Raw genomic sequence first — 15,890 nt, 5'->3', positions numbered from 1 at the left:
CCGTACGGAACCGCGAAGTGGGTACCTGCCCGCCATGGCTGAGAACACGCAGGACGAGGGTCAGGTCTCCGAGGTCAGCGGGATGAAGGCCCCGGGTGAGTCGATCTCCGACGGCGACGCGGTCTCGGGGCAGCCCGAGGGCGAGAGCGGGAAGGTCGACGACGGCCCCACCGGTCCGGACGCGCCGACGTTCGCGGCGGACCAGCACCGCCACCCGGACCAGGACGACGTCGAGACGACCGGCTTACGCGCGGCGCCTACTCCGCCGAGCGCACCCGGAGTCCGGAGACGGGGACGGTGACGGTTCCGGACGGGTCGGTGAAGAAGTCGTTGCCCTTGTCGTCGACGACGATGAACGCGGGGAAGTCCTCCACCTCGATCTTCCAGACCGCCTCCATGCCGAGCTCGGGGTACTCGATGACCTCCTGGCTCCTGATGCAGTCCTGGGCGAGGCGGGCCGCGGGGCCGCCGATCGACCCCAGGTAGAAGCCGCCGTGGGTCCCGCACGCCTCGGTCACCACCTTGGACCGGTTGCCCTTCGCGAGCATCACCATCGAGCCACCGGCGGCCTGGAACTGCTCGACGTAGGAGTCCATCCGGCCGGCGGTGGTCGGGCCGAACGATCCGGACGCCATGCCGGCGGGCGTCTTCGCGGGGCCGGCGTAGTACACCGGGTGGTCGCGGAGGTACGCCGGCATCTCCTCGCCGGCGTCCAGCCGCTCCTTGATCTTGGCGTGCGCGATGTCGCGCGCGACCACCAGCGGGCCGGTGAGCGAGAGCCGGGTCTTGACGGGGTGCCTCGACAGCTCGGCGAGGATCTCGGGCATCGGCTGGTTGAGGTCGATCGAGACGACCTCACCCCCGGCGATGTCCTCCGCGACGCCGGCGGACGGCATGTAGTGCGCCGGGTCCGTCTCGAGCTGCTCGAGGAAGACGCCCTCGGCCGTGATCTTGCCGAGCGCCTGCCGGTCCGCCGAGCAGGACACCGCGATGGCCACGGGGCAGGAGGCGCCGTGGCGCGGCAGCCGCACCACGCGCACGTCGTGGCAGAAGTACTTGCCGCCGAACTGCGCGCCGATGCCGAACGACTGGGTCAGCTCGAAGACCCGCTGCTCGAGCTCCACGTCGCGGAAGCCGTGCGCGGACATCGATCCCGAGGTCGGCAGGGTGTCGAGGTAGTGCGCGGAGGCGTACTTCGCGGTCTTCAGCGCGAACTCCGCCGAGGTGCCGCCGATGACCACGGCCAGGTGGTACGGCGGGCAGGCCGCGGTGCCGAGCGAGCGGATCTTCTCGGCGAGGAACTCCAGCAGCCGCTGCGGGTTCAGGATCGCCTTCGTCTCCTGGAACAGGAACGACTTGTTCGCCGAGCCCCCACCCTTGGCCATGAACAGGAACTTGTACTCCGGCGACCCGTGCGAGGGCGTCGAGTAGATCTCGATCTGCGCCGGCAGGTTGGTCCCGGTGTTCTTCTCGTCGTACGTCGTCAGCGGCGCGAGCTGCGAGTAGCGCAGGTTCAGCTTCGTGTAGGCGTCGTACACGCCGCGCGAGATCGCCTCGCCGTCGTCGGCCCCGGTGAGCACGCCCTCGGACTTCTTGCCCATCACGATCGCGGTGCCGGTGTCCTGGCACATCGGCAGCACGCCACCGGCGGAGATGTTGACGTTCTTGAGCAGGTCGAGCGCGACGAAGCGGTCGTTACCGGACGCCTCCGGGTCGTCGATGATCTTGCGCAGTTGGGCCAGGTGCGCCGGTCGGAGGTAGTGGGAGATGTCGTGCATCGCCTCGGCGGTCAGCCGCTGGATCGCCTCGGGCGAGACCTGCAGGAAGGTCCGGCCGTTCGCCTCGAACGTCGACACGCCCTCGGTCGTGACCAGCCGGTACGGCGTCTCGTCGGTCCCGGTCGGGAGGAGGTCGCTGTACCGGAACTCCGGCTGGCTCTGGGGTTCGCTCACGAGCGTCGAGAATATCCGCCCGACTACGCTGACCGGCATGGAGGGACCGCTCGAGCCCGACCCCGCCCGGATGCGCATCTCGGACGCCGACCGGCACCGCGTCGCGGAGATCCTCCGCGAGGCCGCCGGCGAGGGCCGGCTCGAGCTCACCGAGCTCGACGAGCGCCTCGAGGCGACGTACGCGGCGCGCACCTATGCCGACCTGGTCCCGATCACCCACGACCTGCCGGTCCAGGGCTCGCCGCCGCAGCCGGCACGCCGGCCGTCCCCGGTGGTGCCTGGACCGGTGGGGGAGCGGCACGTCGCGATCCTCGGCGGCTTCGACCGGAAGGGCGCGTGGATCGTCCCGCAGCACCTCTCGATCTTCGCGATGATGGGCGGTGCGGACCTCGACCTGCGCGAGGCGAAGTTCGCCGCCCAGGAGGTGACGATCACCGTCAACTGCTTCATGGGCGGCGCCCAGATCACCGTCGGCCCGCACGTGAACGTGGTGATGGAGGGGACCGGCATCATGGGCGGCTACTCCGGCCCGGGGCGGCGTACGCCGGCCGAGGTCGACGACAGCTCCCCGACCGTGCGGGTCCGCGGCGTCGCCGTCTGGGGCGGCGTCTCGGTCGAGCGGAAGGCCTAGACGGCCTCCGGCTCGGCCTGCGCCCGCGACACGGCCTCCGCCTCCGCGACCGGTGGGGGGATCCGGCCGCAGCGCTCGCGGTCGACGGTGAGGTTCTCGCCGGTGGCGGGTTCGAAGAGGTGGATCTTCGAGCCGTCCACCCAGATCTCCGCCTCCTCGCCCTCGCGGATCCGGCTGGCGCCGTCCAGCGACACCACGAGCTGGGTGCCCATCGGCTCGCCGTCCAGGTCGCGCTCGAGCTCGCGCAGCTGCGCGTCGACCTCCGGGGGCGCCTCGAACGGGATGTAGGCGTACGTCTCGTTGCCGAGCCACTCGACCACGTCGACCGTGGCGCGGAACGTCGAGCCGCTGCCCTGGTCGGTCTTCACCGAGGCGTCCTCGAAGTGCTCGGGCCGGATGCCGGCGATCAGCAGCCCCTTGCCGTCCGCCTTGCTCGCCTTGTCGGGGGGCAGCTGGACGGTGCCGAACGGCAGCTTCGCGGACGTGCCCTCGACGGTCACGGGGAGGAAGTTCATCGGCGGCGAGCCGATGAACCCGGCCACGAAGAGGTTGCCCGGGTGGTCGTAGAGCTCGCGCGGCGTCGCGAGCTGCTGCAGGATGCCGCGCTTGAGCACGGCGACCCGGTCACCGAGGGTCATGGCCTCGGTCTGGTCGTGGGTGACGTAGACGGTGGTGATGCCGAGACTCTTCTGCAGCCGGGCGATCACGGTCCGCATCTGACCGCGCAGCTTGGCGTCCAGGTTCGACAGTGGCTCGTCGAAGAGGAAGGCGTCGGCCTCGCGCACGATCGCCCGGCCCATCGCGACCCGCTGCCGCTGGCCACCGGAGAGGTTGCCGGGCTTGCGCTCGAGGTGCTCGTCGAGCTCGAGGGTCTTCGACGCCGCGCGGACCTTCTCGTCGACCTCGGCGTCCGGCACCTTGGCGAGGCGCAGCGGGAACGCGATGTTCTCGTAGACGGTCAGGTGCGGGTACAACGCGTAGTTCTGGAACACCATCGCCAGGTGCCGGTCGCGCGGCGCCAGGTCGTTGACCCGCCGGTCGCCGATGATCATGTCGCCCGAGGTGATGTCCTCCAGGCCGACGATCATCCGCAGCAGCGTGGACTTCCCGCAGCCTGACGGCCCGACGAGGATCATGAACTCGCCGTCCTGCACGTCGATGCTGACGTCGTTGACGGCCGGGAAGCCGTCGCCGTACTTCTTGACGATGTTCTTCATGTCGATGGCAGCCACGAGGTCACCCCTTCACGGCGCCGGAGGTGAGCCCGGCGACGATCTTTCGCTGGAACAGCAGGACGATGATGATGATCGGGACGGTGACCACCACGGAGGCGGCGGCCAGCAGTCCGTACGGCGGGTTGAACGGGTCGGGTCCCACGAAGAAGGACAGCTGCGCGGGCACCGTCCGGGATTGCGTGGTCGAGGTGAGCGAGATCGCGAGCACGAACTCGTTCCACGCGAAGAAGAACGTCAGGATGGCGGCGGTGAACACCCCGGGCGCCGCGAGCGGCACGATCACCTTGCGGAAGGCCTGCCAGGACGTCGCGCCGTCGACCTGCGCCGCCTGCTCCATCTCCCACGGGATCTCCCGGAAGAACGCCGAGAGCGTCCAGATCGCCAGCGGGAGCGTGAACGACATGTACGGGATGATCAGCCCGGGCCAGGTGTTGAACAGGTGCAGCGTCCGCCAGAGGTCGAAGAGCGGGCCGACCAGGGCGACGACCGGGAACATCGCGATCGCGAGCGCCAGGGAGAGCACCAGCCGCTTGCCCTTGAACTCCAGGCGGGCGATGGCGTACGCCGCCAGCGTCGCGAAGAGCACCGCCAGCAGGGTGGAGATCGCCGCGATGCCGAACGAGTTGCGCAGCGCGTCGAGGAAGTCGCTGTGGGTGTTCTCCTGGCCGGGGGTGACCGTGCCGAAGCCGAGGATGTCCCGGTAGTTCTGGAGCGTCCAGACCTTGGGCAGGAACTGCGGGCTGCCGGCGGCGGTCTCGCCCGGCCCCTTGAACGACAGCGAGAGGATCCACGCCACCGGGAGCAGGCACCACACCAGGACGAGGACGAAGCCGACCCCGGTGCCGACCTGGGTGCGCGTGCTACGGGCCGCCATCACGCCTCACCCCTCGCCTGCGCCAGGTCGACGCGGAAGAGCCTGACGATCAGGTACGCCAGCAGGAGCACGGTGAGGAAGAGCAGCACCGAGAGCGCGGAGCCCAGGCCGAGCTGGAACTGCTGGATCACCTGGCGATAGGTCAGGAACGACGACGACTCGGTGTCCTGGGCGCCTCGGGTCATCACATAGATGTTGTCGAAGATCCGGAACGCGTCGAGCGCCCGGAAGAGCACCGCGACCATGATCGCGGCCCGCATGTTGGGGAGGATCACCTTCCAGAGCCGTTGCCACCAGGTCGCGCCGTCGACCTCGGCCGCCTCGATCATGTCTTCCGACACCTGCGAGAGACCCGCGAGCAGGAGCAGGGCCATGAACGGCGTCGTCTTCCAGATCTCCGAGACCATGATCGCGAACATCGCCGGCCAGTGGCTGCCGAACCAGTTGGTGTCGGGCGTGATCCACGGCAGCCAGGCGAACCACGCGTTCACGAAGCCGTTGTTGAGGCTGAACGCGAACTGCCAGGCGTAGGCCGAGACCACCGTGATGATGCCGTAGGGGATGAGGATCGAGGTCCGGATCGCGCCCCGGGCGAACACGATGCGGTGCATCACCATCGCGAACGCGAAGCCGATGACGAGCTCGACGGCCACGGTCAACACCATGATGATCACGGTGTTGAGGGTGTCCTGCCAGAACAGCGAGTCGGTCAGGACGGTCCCGTAGTTGGACAGGCCGACGAACGCCTTGTCGTCCGGCGTGGTCAGCCGGTAGCGGAACAGCGACAGGTAGATCGCCTGGATCATCGGCCACGCCGTGACGAGCAGCATGATGATCACGGCGGGCAGCACGAGCTTCTGCCCGAGCCGGTTCTCGGCCCTCGCCCGGTCGCTCACCACCGGCTTGCCCGGTGCCTTCGCGATGGCACTCACAGCAGGCTCCTTCCGTGGAGGACGTCGTCGACGAAGCTCTGCGACTCTGCCGGGGTGCCGGCGTTCACGCCCGAGGGCGGGTGCCACGTCGACTGGAGGCCGCCGGAGATGTCGCTCCAGTACGGCGTGACGGTGCGCGGCGCCGCGGCGTCGAGGCTGTCCTGGAACAGCTTGAGGAGGTCGGCCGGGTAGATCTTCTGCAGCGCGTTGTCGTTGGCCCCGTAGCCCGCTTGGCTCGCCGGCATGTTGCCGGTGATCTCGGCGTTGACCTCCTGGTTCTCCGGGCTCGTGAGGCACTCGACGGCCTGCATCGCCTCGTCGACGTGGTTGGAGTAGGCGCTCACGCCCAGCCCGATCCCGCCGTACGGCGGGTGCGACTCCTGGCCCTGGACCGTCTGCGGGTAGCGCGTGTAGCCGATGTCCTTGTTGAAGCCCGGGTTGGTCGCCTCGTAGCTGTTGAAGATGTAGGTCCAGTTGACCATGAAGGCGCCCTGCGGGCCGCCGAACGTGCTGCCGGCCTGACCTTCCTGGGCGACCGACAGGTCGGCCGGTGCGGCCGCGGAGTGGGCGAGCTTCTGGATCACCGCGGCGGCCTTGTCGCCCGCGTCGGAGTCGATCTCGAGCTTGAGGTCGATGCCCTTGTCGGTGTCGGTGGCGAGCTCGCCCCCGGCGCCGGCGATGAGGGCGTTGATCCAGACGACGTAGCCCTCGTACTTGTTCGCCTGGACGGCGACCTTGCCGCCGTTCTTGGCCGCGGCGTCGATGATCTGGTCCCAGGTGACCGGCTGGTTCATGTCGATGCCGGCCTTCTGCACGAAGGACTTCCGGTACCAGAGCACCTGGGTGTTCGACCAGAACGGCGCCACCACCAGCTGGTCGTTCCAGGTGGCCGCATCGGTCGCGCCCTGGAAGGACTGCTGCTTCAGCTTGTCCTGGAGGTCCTGGGGGATCGGCGCCAGGAACCCGGCGTTCGAGAACTCCGCGGTGAAGGGCGGGTCGATGCTCATGATGTCGATGCCGGAGTCCCCGGCGGCGAGCCGCCGGGCCAGCTGGATGCGCTGCTCGTTGGCGTCCTGCGGGAGGACCTGAGTGGTGATCGTGTAGTCGTCGGTGCTGCAGTTCGCAGCCACCTTCGCCTGGCCGCCCGAGTCCGGGTTGATGTACCAGATCAGCTGCGTCTTCCCGTCGTTCGCACTGGCCGAGCAGGCGGCGAGCAGACCGGCGGCGGTCACGAGGGCCGCGGTCGCGGCCAGTGCGCGAACCCGAGACATGCGCTCTCCCTCCCTTGTGGTCTACCTCACACTTAGCCCCCTGAGGGGGGTCTGTAAACCCCACGCCGGCCACCAACTGGCACCGCGAGGTACTGTGACCGCGCTCACCTTTACTACGGATCGTCCGGCACGTACCTGCCGGTGAAGGAGTTGTCGAAGCATGGCCACAGTCAGGTTCGAAGAGGCACAGCGCTGGTATCCCGGCGCGGACAAGCCCGCCGTACCAGGGATCAGCCTGGAGATCGGCGACGGAGAGTTCATGGTCCTCGTGGGCCCCTCCGGTTGCGGCAAGTCCACCACCCTGCGGATGCTCGCGGGGCTGGAGGAGGTCAACAAGGGGAAGATCTTCATCGGTGACCGCGAGATCACCCACACCCCGCCGAAGGACCGGGACATCGCGATGGTGTTCCAGAACTACGCGCTCTACCCGCACATGTCGGTCGCGGACAACATGGCGTTCGCGCTGAAGATGGCGAAGGTGCCGCACGACGAGCGGCAGCGGCGGGTGGCGGACGCTGCCAAGATCCTCGGCCTCACCGAGTACCTCGACCGCAAGCCGAAGGCGCTGTCGGGCGGCCAGCGGCAGCGGGTCGCGATGGGCCGCGCGATCGTGCGCCAGCCCCAGGTGTTCTGCATGGACGAGCCGCTGTCGAACCTGGACGCGAAGATGCGCGTGCACACCCGCACCGACATCGCGAAGCTCCAGTCCGACCTCGGCGTCACCACCGTCTACGTCACCCACGACCAGATCGAGGCGATGACGATGGGCGACCGGGTCGCGGTGATGAAGGACGGCTACCTGCAGCAGGTCGACACCCCGCTGGCGCTCTACGACCGGCCGGTCAACCTGTTCGTCGCCGGCTTCATCGGCTCGCCGCAGATGAACCTGATCGAGGCCAAGGCCGACAACGGCCAGGCCAAGATCGGCGACTACCTGGTCCCGGTCGACCCGACCGCCGCCAAGAAGATGACGGGCAACATCACCGTCGGCGTACGCCCGGAGGCCTGGCGCGTGGTCGGCAACAGCGAGGACGGCCTGCCGGTGAAGGTCACCGTGGTCGAGGACCTCGGCGCCGACGCGTTCGTCTACGGCACCTGCGGTGTCGAGGGGACGCCCAACAACATCATCATCCGGGTCGCCGGTCGTGATCACCCGATGAAGGGCGAGACGATGTACGTGACCACGGACCCCCGCAACGTGCACGTGTTCGACAGCGACACCGGTCACCGCCTCTCCGAGTGACCAACGCCGAGTCGGCGCAGTCTCAGCCTGACCAGACGCCGAGTCGGCGCAGTCTCAGCTGAGACTGCGCCGACTCGGCGTTTCAGGATCGATCGGCAGTGCGGCGGATGGCCGCCACGAAGGTCTCGAACAGCGCGGGCGGGAGGTCGTGGCCCATGCCGGCGATCAGCAGCAGCTCCGCGCCGGGGACGGCCGCGGCGGTGGCCCGGCCGCCGGAGACGTGCACCATCCGGTCCGCGAGGCCGTGCACGACCAGGGTCGGGACGCGCACCGAGCGCAGCCGTTCGCCGCGGTTCGGCTGGGTGAGGACCGCCAGCATCTGGCGGGTCACACCGCTCGCGCTGACGCCCCGGTCGAAGGTGTCGCCCGCACGCTTCTCGACCTGCGCCCGGGTCTGCGGGTAGCCGGGCGAGCCGATCAGCTTCCAGAACTCCGCGCTCGCGCGGACGTAGGCCTCCCGGCCGGGCTTGCGGCCACCGATCAGGCCGGGGATGAGCGAGGGGTGCTGCCAGCCGACGGTGCGCTTCCCGGTCGTCGACATGATGCTGGTCAGCGACCGGACCCGGTCGGGCCGGATGATCGCCATGGTCTGGGCGATCATGCCGCCCATCGACACGCCCACGACGTGCGCCGACTCGAGCCCGAGGTGGTCGAGGAGGCCGAACGCGTCACCGGCCAGGTCCGCCATCGAGTACGGCGTGCGCACCCGCGCGCCGGCGAAGGCCCGCACCAGCGTGGACCGGCTCACCCGGGCGTCCAGGACCGTGGACCGCCCGACGTCACGGTTGTCGTAGCGGACCACGTAGAACCCCGCCCGGGCCAGGGCAGCGCAGAGCTCGGGGTCCCACCAGGTCATCGGCCCGCCCAGCCCCATCACCAGGAGCAGCGGGTCGCCGTCGGGGTCGCCGAAGGTCTGGTAGCAGAGCTCGATGCCGCGGCCGACGGGGGCGAACAGCTCCTCGGAGACCGGGACGGCGGCGGGGGCTGGCATGCCCCCCAGTGAACCAGCCGGGCGAGAAAGGGACGCGACACCCCCGATTCACCGGCCGCCGTTCGGGTACAGGACGTAACGTGAGTCACATGTCGTCCACGCTGGCGGACTTCCTGCTCCCGCAGGGGTTCGCGGCCCCGCACCCGGCCGCCGTGCTGCGCGAGGGGAGCGCGGCCACCGAGTTCGGCCGGTACGCCCTGCGGGCCGCCGCCGACCGCCGGGCCCGCCGCAGCACGCCGTACGCCGCCCGCCCCGGCTCACGGCTGGGTGACCCGGTGCTGCTGGTGCCCGGCTTCCTCGCCGGGGACGGCACCCTCGCCCTGATGGCGCGGTCGCTGCGGGCGCAGGGCTTCCGGACCTACCGCTCGCACATCCACTCGAACATCGGCTGCACGCTGAACGCCGCCGCACAGCTCGAGGCGCGGCTGGAGTCGATCGCGGCGCGGCGCGGCTCGCGGGTGCAGCTCGTCGGGCACTCCCTTGGCGGCATGCTCGCGCGCGGCATCGCCGTACGCCGGCCCGACCTGGTGTCCAACGTCGTGACGATGGGCAGCCCGATGCTGGCGCCCGGCGCGCACCACGTCTCGCTGGCGGCCAGCGTCGACCTGCTCGTGCGGCTCAGCAGAGCAGGGATCCCGGGCCTGATGTCCGCCGACTGCGTGCGCGGCCACTGTGCTCGGCAGAGCTTCGGCGAGAGCCGGCAGCCGGTGCCCGTGGGCGTCGGCCTCACGACGATCTACAGCAGGCGCGACGGCATCGTCGACTGGCGGGCGTGCATCGACCCGGCCGCGGTCGCGGTGGAGGTGAGCGCCTCGCACCTGGGCATGGCCTTCGACCCGCGGGTGATCGACGTGGTGGTGGGTGCGCTGCTGCGCACCGACACCTCAGCTGTCGAAGTCGATCGCGGCAAAAGCGCGTAGCTTCTGGAGCTGGTGCTCCGAGGTGATCGAGCGGATCGTGCCGCTGCGCGACCGCATCACCAGCGAGTGCGTGGTGGCGCCCCCGGCGCGGTAGCGCACCCCGCGCAGGAGCTCGCCGTCGGTGATGCCGGTGGCGACGAAGAAGCAGTCGTCGCCGGTGACGAGCTCGTCGGTGGTGAGCACGTTGTCGGGGTCCAGGTCGTGCCCGGCGTCGAGGGCCTTCTGCCGCTCCTCGTCGTCCAGCGGCCAGAGGCGGCCCTGGATGGTGCCGCCGAGCGACTTCATCGCGCAGGCGGTGATGATGCCCTCCGGCGTGCCTCCGACGCCGAGCAGCAGGTCGATGCCGGTCTCCGGGCGCGCCGCCATGATCGCGCCGGCGACGTCGCCGTCGGTGATGAACTTGATCATCGCCCCGGTCGCGCGGATCTCGTCCACGAGCTGCGCGTGCCGGGGACGGTCGAGCAGTACGACGGTGACGTCGGTGGGCCGCTTCCCCTTCGCCTTGGCGACCTGCTGGATGTTCTCGGCGACCGGGTAGCGGATGTCGACGACCCCGGCGGCCTCCGGACCGGTCACCAGCTTCTCCATGTAGAAGACCGCGGACGGGTCGTACATCGAGCCGCGCGGCGCGACGGCCATCACCGAGACGGCGTTCGTCATGCCCTTCGCTGTGAGCGTGGTGCCGTCGATGGGGTCGACGGCGACGTCGCACTCGGGACCGGTGCCGTCACCGACCGCCTCGCCGTTGTAGAGCATCGGGGCGTTGTCCTTCTCGCCCTCGCCGATCACGACGGTGCCGTTCATGCCGATCGTGGAGATCATCACCCGCATCGCGTTGACCGCGACGCCGTCGGCGCCGTTCTTGTCGCCGCGGCCCACCCAGCGGCCGGCGGCCATCGCCGCCGCCTCGGTGACCCGCACCAGCTCCAGCGCCAGGTTGCGGTCGGGTGACTCGGGGGTGACGGAGAGGCTGTCGGGCTCGGTCATGGGGTGACTGTACCGAGCCTCAGGTCCCGTAGACCGCCACCTCGCTCGCCTTCACCGCGAAGACGACCGGCGTCCCCGGAGCGAGGTCGAGCTCGGCGGCCGACTGCACGGTGACGTCGGCCGCCAGGTGGTCCGCCCGGATCCGGACCTGGTCGCCGCGCGGCTCGAGGTCCGTCACGGTCACCGGCAGGCTGTTGCGCGGGCTCCCTCCCGGCGCCTCGCGGAACACCGAGACCGCACTGGGCCGGAACACCGCGACCGCCGGGGCGCCGGACGCGGGCTCCGGACCGACCGGGATGCCGCGCACGCCGCCGACGGCGCCGTCCCGCCAGCTGCCGGACACGAGGTTCAGGCCGGCGATCCGGGCGGCGAACGCGCTCCGCGGCCGCTCCAGCACCGCGGCCGTCGGGCCGGCCTCGACGACCCGGCCGCCCTCGAGGACGACCACCCGGTCGGCGAGCAGCAGGGCGTCGAGCACGTCGTGGGTCACCAGGACGACGGTGCGGCCGGCGAGCACCCGGCGCAGCGTCTGCCGGAGCGCCGGGAGCACGGCCACGTCGAGCGCCGCCATCGGCTCGTCGAGCAGCAGCAGGACCGGGTCGGCGGCAAGGGCGCGGGCGAGCGCCACCCGCTGGGCCTGGCCGCCGGACACCTGGCCGGGCCGGCGATCGGCGAGGTCCGCGGCGCCCACCTCGCCGAGCCAGTGCCGGGCAGCGGCGTGCGCGTCCCGGCGGCCGGCGCCGCGGCTGCGCGGGCCGAAGGCGACGTTCTCCAGCACGGTCAGATGCGGGAACAGCAGTGGGTCCTGGGCGAGCATCGCGATCCGGCGGTCGTGCGTCGGGACGAAGGTGCCCGGCGCGGTGAGCTCCCGGTCGTCGAGCGTGACCCGACCGCGATCGGGCCGCAGCAGGCCCGCGGCCACCTCGAGCAGGGTCGACTTCCCGGCACCGTTCGGCCCGAGCACCGCCAGCGTCTCGCCATCCGCGACGTCGAGCGTGACGTCGACGCCGCGGTCCGCCACGACTGCCTCGAACCGCAGGTTCACGCCGCGCTCCGGCCCTGTCGGGCGAGGCCGATCACCAGCACGGCCACGACGACGAGCACCAGCGAGAGCGCGACGGCGGCGTCCACGTCGGTCTCGCGGAGCTGGTAGATCTCCAGCGGGAGCGTCCGGGTCACGCCCTGCAGGCTGCCGGCGAACGTGATCGTCGCGCCGAACTCGCCCAGTGAGCGCGCGAACGCGAGCACCGCCCCCGACACCAGCCCGGGCAGCACGAGCGGCAGCGTGACCCGGCGGAACACCGTCGTCGGGCGCGCGCCCAGGGACGCGGCTGCCACCTCGTAGCGCTGGCCGGCCGTGCGGAGAGCGCCCTCGATGCTGACGACGAGGAACGGCATCGCCACGAACGTCTGCGCCAGCACGACTGCGGTCGTCGAGAACGCGACCTGGAGGCCCAGGACGTCGAGCTCGTGGCCGAGCAGCCCGCGCCGGCCGAAGGTGTAGAGGAGTGCGATCCCGCCGACCACAGGCGGCAGCACCAGCGGGAGCAGGACCAGGGACCGCACCACGCCCTGCCCCGGGAACGAGGTGCGGGCGAGCACCACGGCCATCGGCGTACCGAACAGCAGGCAGAGCAGGGTGGCGATCGCCGAGGTGCGCAGGCTCAGCCAGAGGGCGTCCTTCGACGCCTGGGACGTGACCAGGTCGAAGAGGTCGGTCCACTCCACCCGCGCCGCGATCGCGACGAGCGGCAGCAGCACGAAGGCGGCACCGACGGCGGCAGGGGCGTAGAGCCAGCGGGGGATCACGGCTGCCCGAAGCCCGCGTCCTGGAGGATATGCTGGCCGGCGTCACCGAGCACCAGCTCGATGAACTCGCGCGCCAGGTCGGGGTCGTCGGTGCCCTCGACCGGCGCGATCGGGTAGGTGTTCACGACCTCGGCCGACTCGGGGAACTCGATGCCGTCGACGCTGTCGCCGGCCGCGAGGACGTCGGTGACGTAGACGACGCCGGCGTCGGCCTCACCCGAGGTGACCTTGCCGAGGACGTCGGTCACCGACTGCTCCTCGCTCACCGGGTGCACGGTGACGCCCGCCCGCTGCGCGACCTGGCTGGTCGCCGCTCCGCACGGCACCTCGGGGGCACAGACGACGACCTTGACGTCGGGTCCGGCGAGGTCCTGGAAGGAGTGCACGTCCGCCGGGTTGCCGGGCGGCACCGCGATCTCGAGGACGTTGGTCGCGAAGTCCTGGGGGTCGCCGCCGTCCAGCCCCGCAGCGACGAGCTTGTCCATGTTCGCGGTGTCGGCAGAGGCGAAGACGTCGGCCGGGGCGCCGTTCTGGATCTGGGCGACGAGGTCGGAGGAGCCGCCGAAGCTGAACTTCACCTGGACGCCGTCGTGCTCCGCCTCGAAGCGCCTGCCGATCTCCTCGAACGTCGAGGTGAGCGACGCGGCGGCGTACACGGTGAGCGTGGTCGTGCCCCCGCCGGTCTCGTCGTCGCTCCCGCAGGACGCGCTCGGCAGCGCCAGGACGGCCAGGGAGATCCCGAGCAGGACCCCGCGGGCGCGCCGGGTCACGGACGCTCCACGACGACGTTGGTGGACTTCACGGACGCGATCGCGCGAACGCCGGGCTCGAGCCCGAGCTCCCGGGCGGCCTCGGAGCTCATCAGCGAGACCATCCGGTACGGCCCGCAGATCATCTCGACCTGGGCCATGACCGTGTCCTTGGTGACCTTCGTGACGATGCCGGCCAGCCGGTTCCGCGCGCTGACCGAGGCGGCCCGGGTGGCCTCACGGTCGGGCTGGTCGGCGAGCGACTCGGCGAGCGCCGCCAGGTCGGTGCCGCGCACGACCGTGCGCCCGTCGTGCCGGGTGCTCGGGACCCGGCCGGCGTCGATCCAGCGCCGCATCGTGTCGTCGCTGACGCCGAGCAGCTCTGCTGCCTCCGCGACCCGGAAGGTGTTCATGCTCCCATCATGCCGCATCTGCGGAGAGTATAGCGCTAGTTACCCGCAACTGCGGAGAGCATCGTCACGGCGGCGAGCAGGCTGAGCGGGGTCGCGACGAGCGACACGCGGTGCAGCCGGCCGAGGGACGGCCGGATGTCGAGGCGGACCAGGGTGCGCCGCCACAGCAGGTTCGCGAGCGAGCCCGTGTAGGTGAGGCCGGACCCGATGTTCAGCCCGAGCAGGGCGGCGAGCACCGCCGTGTCGCCGAGCGGGGCCACCAGTGGCACCAGCAGCAGCGTGGCCGAGAGGTTCGTCAGCAGGTTCGCGAGCACGGTGGCGAGGACGGCGATCGCCAGCAGGTCGGCGTACGACGTCCCGCCGGGCACCAGGTCGGCGACCAGGTCGCCGAGGAACCCCGTCGACAGGGCCGCGACGACGATCCCGAGACAGAGCACGAACACCGCAAAGGCCGGGTGCGCGGCGTGACCCGCCTGGCTCGGGGTGACCAGCCCACGGTGTCGCGCCCAGGCGACGAGGGCCACCGCGGCCGCCGCCGAGATCCAGCACGGGTCGACGCCGAGCGGCGACCCGACCGCGAAGCCGGCCAGCATCAGCGCGACGACGACCAGCGGCACCGGCTCCAGCGCCGGGTCCGGGCCGTGGTCCGCCGGCTCGCCGGGGGTGGCGAGCTCGCGGCGGAACAGCAGCCGCAGGACGACGTACTCCACCACGAGGACCGCGAGCAGCACCGGCGCCATCACGACGGCGAATCCCGCGAACGTGAGGTCGAGGTGCGGCATCGCGAGCAGGTTGGTCAGGTTCGAGACCGGGAGCAGCAACGAGGCGGAGTTGGCCATCCGCAGGCAGGCGTGGGAGCCCGGCCAGACCGACGTCCCCGCGGCCGCGGCGGCTGCGACGACGACCGGGGTGAGCAGTACGACGGTGGCGTCCAGGCTCAGCGCCGAGGTCACGACGGCGGCGAGCAGGAAGACGCCCGTGAACAGCCGGACCGGTCGGCCCGAGCTGGCGTGCCTGATGCGGGCGGCGACGGCCGCGAACAGCCCGGCCCGCGCGCACACGTCCGCGACCACGAGGATCGTGACGAGGAAGAGCACCACCGGCCCGAGGTGGCGCAGCACCGCCTCGACGTCGCCGGCGTCGAGGATGCCGGTCGCGAGGGTGGCCGCGGCGGCGGCGAGGCCGACACCGAGCTCGGTGCGCGCCGAGGGGTGGACGTACGCGGTCACGAGCAGCACCAGGAGCGCCGCCAGCGGGATCGCGTCGAGGGGCGGCACGCGGCGACCCTAGAGGACTTGCGAGGATGGGCCGGTGAGCCAGGCGTCAGACACCGGTCAGCCGAGCCGGTACCAGCGGAGCTTCGGCGGGCTCGTCGGCTCGATGATCGTGCTCGTGCTCGTCGTGCTGGGCATCGTCGCGTTCCGCGCTGCCTTCCGGGACACCCCGGAGTACGACCCGCAGCCCGTGGACTACCGGTCCCTGGTCGTCAGCATCCAGCAGGCCGGCATCACCCCGGCGTACCCCGCCGAGCTGCCGGACGGCTGGTTCGTCAAGGACGCGACCTTCGACACCGGCGACCGCCCGGTGCTGGACCTCGCGATGACCACGTCCGACGACCACTTCGCGGGGCTGCACGAGGAGGACGAGGACGTCGCCGAGCTGGTCGACACCTACGTCGGCACCGACGCCATCGAGGGCGACCCGGTCACGCTCGACAGCGCGGTCGCGTCCCGGTGGCTGACGTTCTCCGACCCCGGCGGCGACCATGGGTACGCCGCCGAGGTCGGTGGCCAGACCGTCCTCGTCTATGGCTCCGCCCCCCAGACGGAGCTGCAGACACTGGTCGAGTCCTTGACGACCGAGCCGCTCAAGCCCTAGCCCTG

17 protein-coding genes are annotated in these 15,890 nt (G+C 71.0%); 5 read left to right on the top strand and 12 right to left on the bottom strand.

What is annotated here, in order from left to right; all coding sequences use genetic code 11:
- The first annotated feature begins 34 nt into the window (after window positions 1-34).
- Window positions 35-301, top strand: coding sequence for a hypothetical protein (locus N538_RS0122545; RefSeq protein WP_028639166.1), 267 nt, complete (start codon window positions 35-37; stop codon window positions 299-301).
- Here N538_RS0122545 and N538_RS0122540 read toward each other — a convergent pair.
- The gene (locus N538_RS0122540; RefSeq protein ID WP_028639165.1) at window positions 258-1,952 is read right to left on the bottom strand and encodes a fumarate hydratase; all 1,695 of its coding nucleotides are present in this window, start codon (window positions 1,950-1,952) and stop codon (window positions 258-260) included. The two genes, N538_RS0122545 and N538_RS0122540, sit on opposite strands and share 44 nt — an antisense overlap.
- A gap of 37 nt (window positions 1,953-1,989) precedes the next feature.
- Between N538_RS0122540 and N538_RS26895 the strand changes: the two genes are divergently transcribed.
- Complete coding sequence (locus N538_RS26895) at window positions 1,990-2,583, top strand: DUF1707 SHOCT-like domain-containing protein (protein ID WP_051549554.1); 594 nt, start codon at window positions 1,990-1,992, stop codon at window positions 2,581-2,583.
- On the opposite strand, the gene N538_RS26890 is transcribed toward N538_RS26895, so the two are convergent.
- Genes N538_RS26890 through N538_RS0122515 form a run of 4 tightly spaced genes read right to left on the bottom strand, consistent with a single transcriptional unit; the run spans window position 2,580 to window position 6,895 of the window.
- Window positions 2,580-3,815 (bottom strand): ABC transporter ATP-binding protein, encoded by a 1,236-nt coding sequence (locus tag N538_RS26890; RefSeq protein WP_051549553.1) that lies wholly within the window; start codon window positions 3,813-3,815, stop codon window positions 2,580-2,582. The two genes, N538_RS26895 and N538_RS26890, sit on opposite strands and share 4 nt — an antisense overlap.
- Window positions 3,816-3,819: 4 nt before the next feature.
- Complete coding sequence (locus N538_RS0122525) at window positions 3,820-4,692, bottom strand: carbohydrate ABC transporter permease (protein WP_028639164.1); 873 nt, start codon at window positions 4,690-4,692, stop codon at window positions 3,820-3,822.
- A complete protein-coding gene (locus N538_RS0122520; protein ID WP_028639163.1) occupies window positions 4,692-5,624 on the bottom strand; it encodes a carbohydrate ABC transporter permease in 933 nt (310 codons plus the stop codon). Before N538_RS0122520 ends, N538_RS0122525 begins: the two co-directional genes overlap by 1 nt.
- On the bottom strand, window positions 5,621-6,895 hold the full coding sequence (locus N538_RS0122515; RefSeq protein ID WP_028639162.1) for an extracellular solute-binding protein: 1,275 nt from the start codon (window positions 6,893-6,895) through the stop codon (window positions 5,621-5,623). Before N538_RS0122515 ends, N538_RS0122520 begins: the two co-directional genes overlap by 4 nt.
- Before the next feature lie 160 nt (window positions 6,896-7,055).
- Between N538_RS0122515 and N538_RS0122510 the strand changes: the two genes are divergently transcribed.
- A complete protein-coding gene (locus tag N538_RS0122510) occupies window positions 7,056-8,138 on the top strand; it encodes an ABC transporter ATP-binding protein (protein WP_028639161.1) in 1,083 nt (360 codons plus the stop codon).
- An 82-nt stretch (window positions 8,139-8,220) separates the two neighbouring features.
- Here N538_RS0122510 and N538_RS0122505 read toward each other — a convergent pair whose 3' ends face one another.
- A complete protein-coding gene (locus N538_RS0122505; protein ID WP_051549552.1) occupies window positions 8,221-9,129 on the bottom strand; it encodes an alpha/beta fold hydrolase in 909 nt (302 codons plus the stop codon).
- A gap of 89 nt (window positions 9,130-9,218) precedes the next feature.
- Here N538_RS0122505 and N538_RS26885 point away from each other — a divergent pair, with 89 nt between their 5' ends.
- Window positions 9,219-10,049, top strand: a complete 831-nt coding sequence (locus N538_RS26885; protein ID WP_051549551.1) for an alpha/beta fold hydrolase — start codon at window positions 9,219-9,221, stop codon at window positions 10,047-10,049.
- Here the strand turns inward: N538_RS26885 and glpX are convergent.
- From glpX to N538_RS0122470, 6 genes are read right to left on the bottom strand one after another with little or no spacing between them, the layout of a single operon-like run.
- The gene (gene glpX / locus N538_RS0122495; RefSeq protein WP_028639159.1) at window positions 10,014-11,036 is read right to left on the bottom strand and encodes a class II fructose-bisphosphatase; all 1,023 of its coding nucleotides are present in this window, start codon (window positions 11,034-11,036) and stop codon (window positions 10,014-10,016) included. The two genes, N538_RS26885 and glpX, sit on opposite strands and share 36 nt — an antisense overlap.
- A gap of 19 nt (window positions 11,037-11,055) precedes the next feature.
- Window positions 11,056-12,081, bottom strand: a complete 1,026-nt coding sequence (locus N538_RS0122490) for a sulfate/molybdate ABC transporter ATP-binding protein (RefSeq protein ID WP_028639158.1) — start codon at window positions 12,079-12,081, stop codon at window positions 11,056-11,058.
- Window positions 12,078-12,845, bottom strand: coding sequence for an ABC transporter permease (locus N538_RS0122485; RefSeq protein WP_028639157.1), 768 nt, complete (start codon window positions 12,843-12,845; stop codon window positions 12,078-12,080). Before N538_RS0122485 ends, N538_RS0122490 begins: the two co-directional genes overlap by 4 nt.
- Window positions 12,842-13,615, bottom strand: a complete 774-nt coding sequence (gene modA, locus N538_RS0122480; RefSeq protein WP_028639156.1) for a molybdate ABC transporter substrate-binding protein — start codon at window positions 13,613-13,615, stop codon at window positions 12,842-12,844. The genes N538_RS0122485 and modA overlap by 4 nt, the downstream gene beginning before the upstream one ends.
- Window positions 13,612-14,007, bottom strand: a complete 396-nt coding sequence (locus N538_RS0122475) for a TOBE domain-containing protein (protein ID WP_028639155.1) — start codon at window positions 14,005-14,007, stop codon at window positions 13,612-13,614. The genes modA and N538_RS0122475 overlap by 4 nt, the downstream gene beginning before the upstream one ends.
- Window positions 14,008-14,042: 35 nt before the next feature.
- Complete coding sequence (locus N538_RS0122470) at window positions 14,043-15,284, bottom strand: SLC13 family permease (RefSeq protein WP_036571769.1); 1,242 nt, start codon at window positions 15,282-15,284, stop codon at window positions 14,043-14,045.
- Window positions 15,285-15,318: 34 nt separating this feature from the next.
- On the opposite strand from N538_RS0122470, the gene N538_RS0122465 reads away from it, so the two are divergent.
- On the top strand, window positions 15,319-15,885 hold the full coding sequence (locus N538_RS0122465) for a DUF4245 family protein (RefSeq protein WP_028639153.1): 567 nt from the start codon (window positions 15,319-15,321) through the stop codon (window positions 15,883-15,885).
- Window positions 15,886-15,890 lie beyond the last annotated feature (5 nt).

The organism is Nocardioides sp. URHA0032, from assembly GCF_000620645.1.
Taxonomy (GTDB): Bacteria; Actinomycetota; Actinomycetes; order Propionibacteriales; family Nocardioidaceae; genus Nocardioides.
Note: the sequence above shows the minus strand (reverse complement) of the source record. Positions and strands in the feature narration are given on the sequence as shown.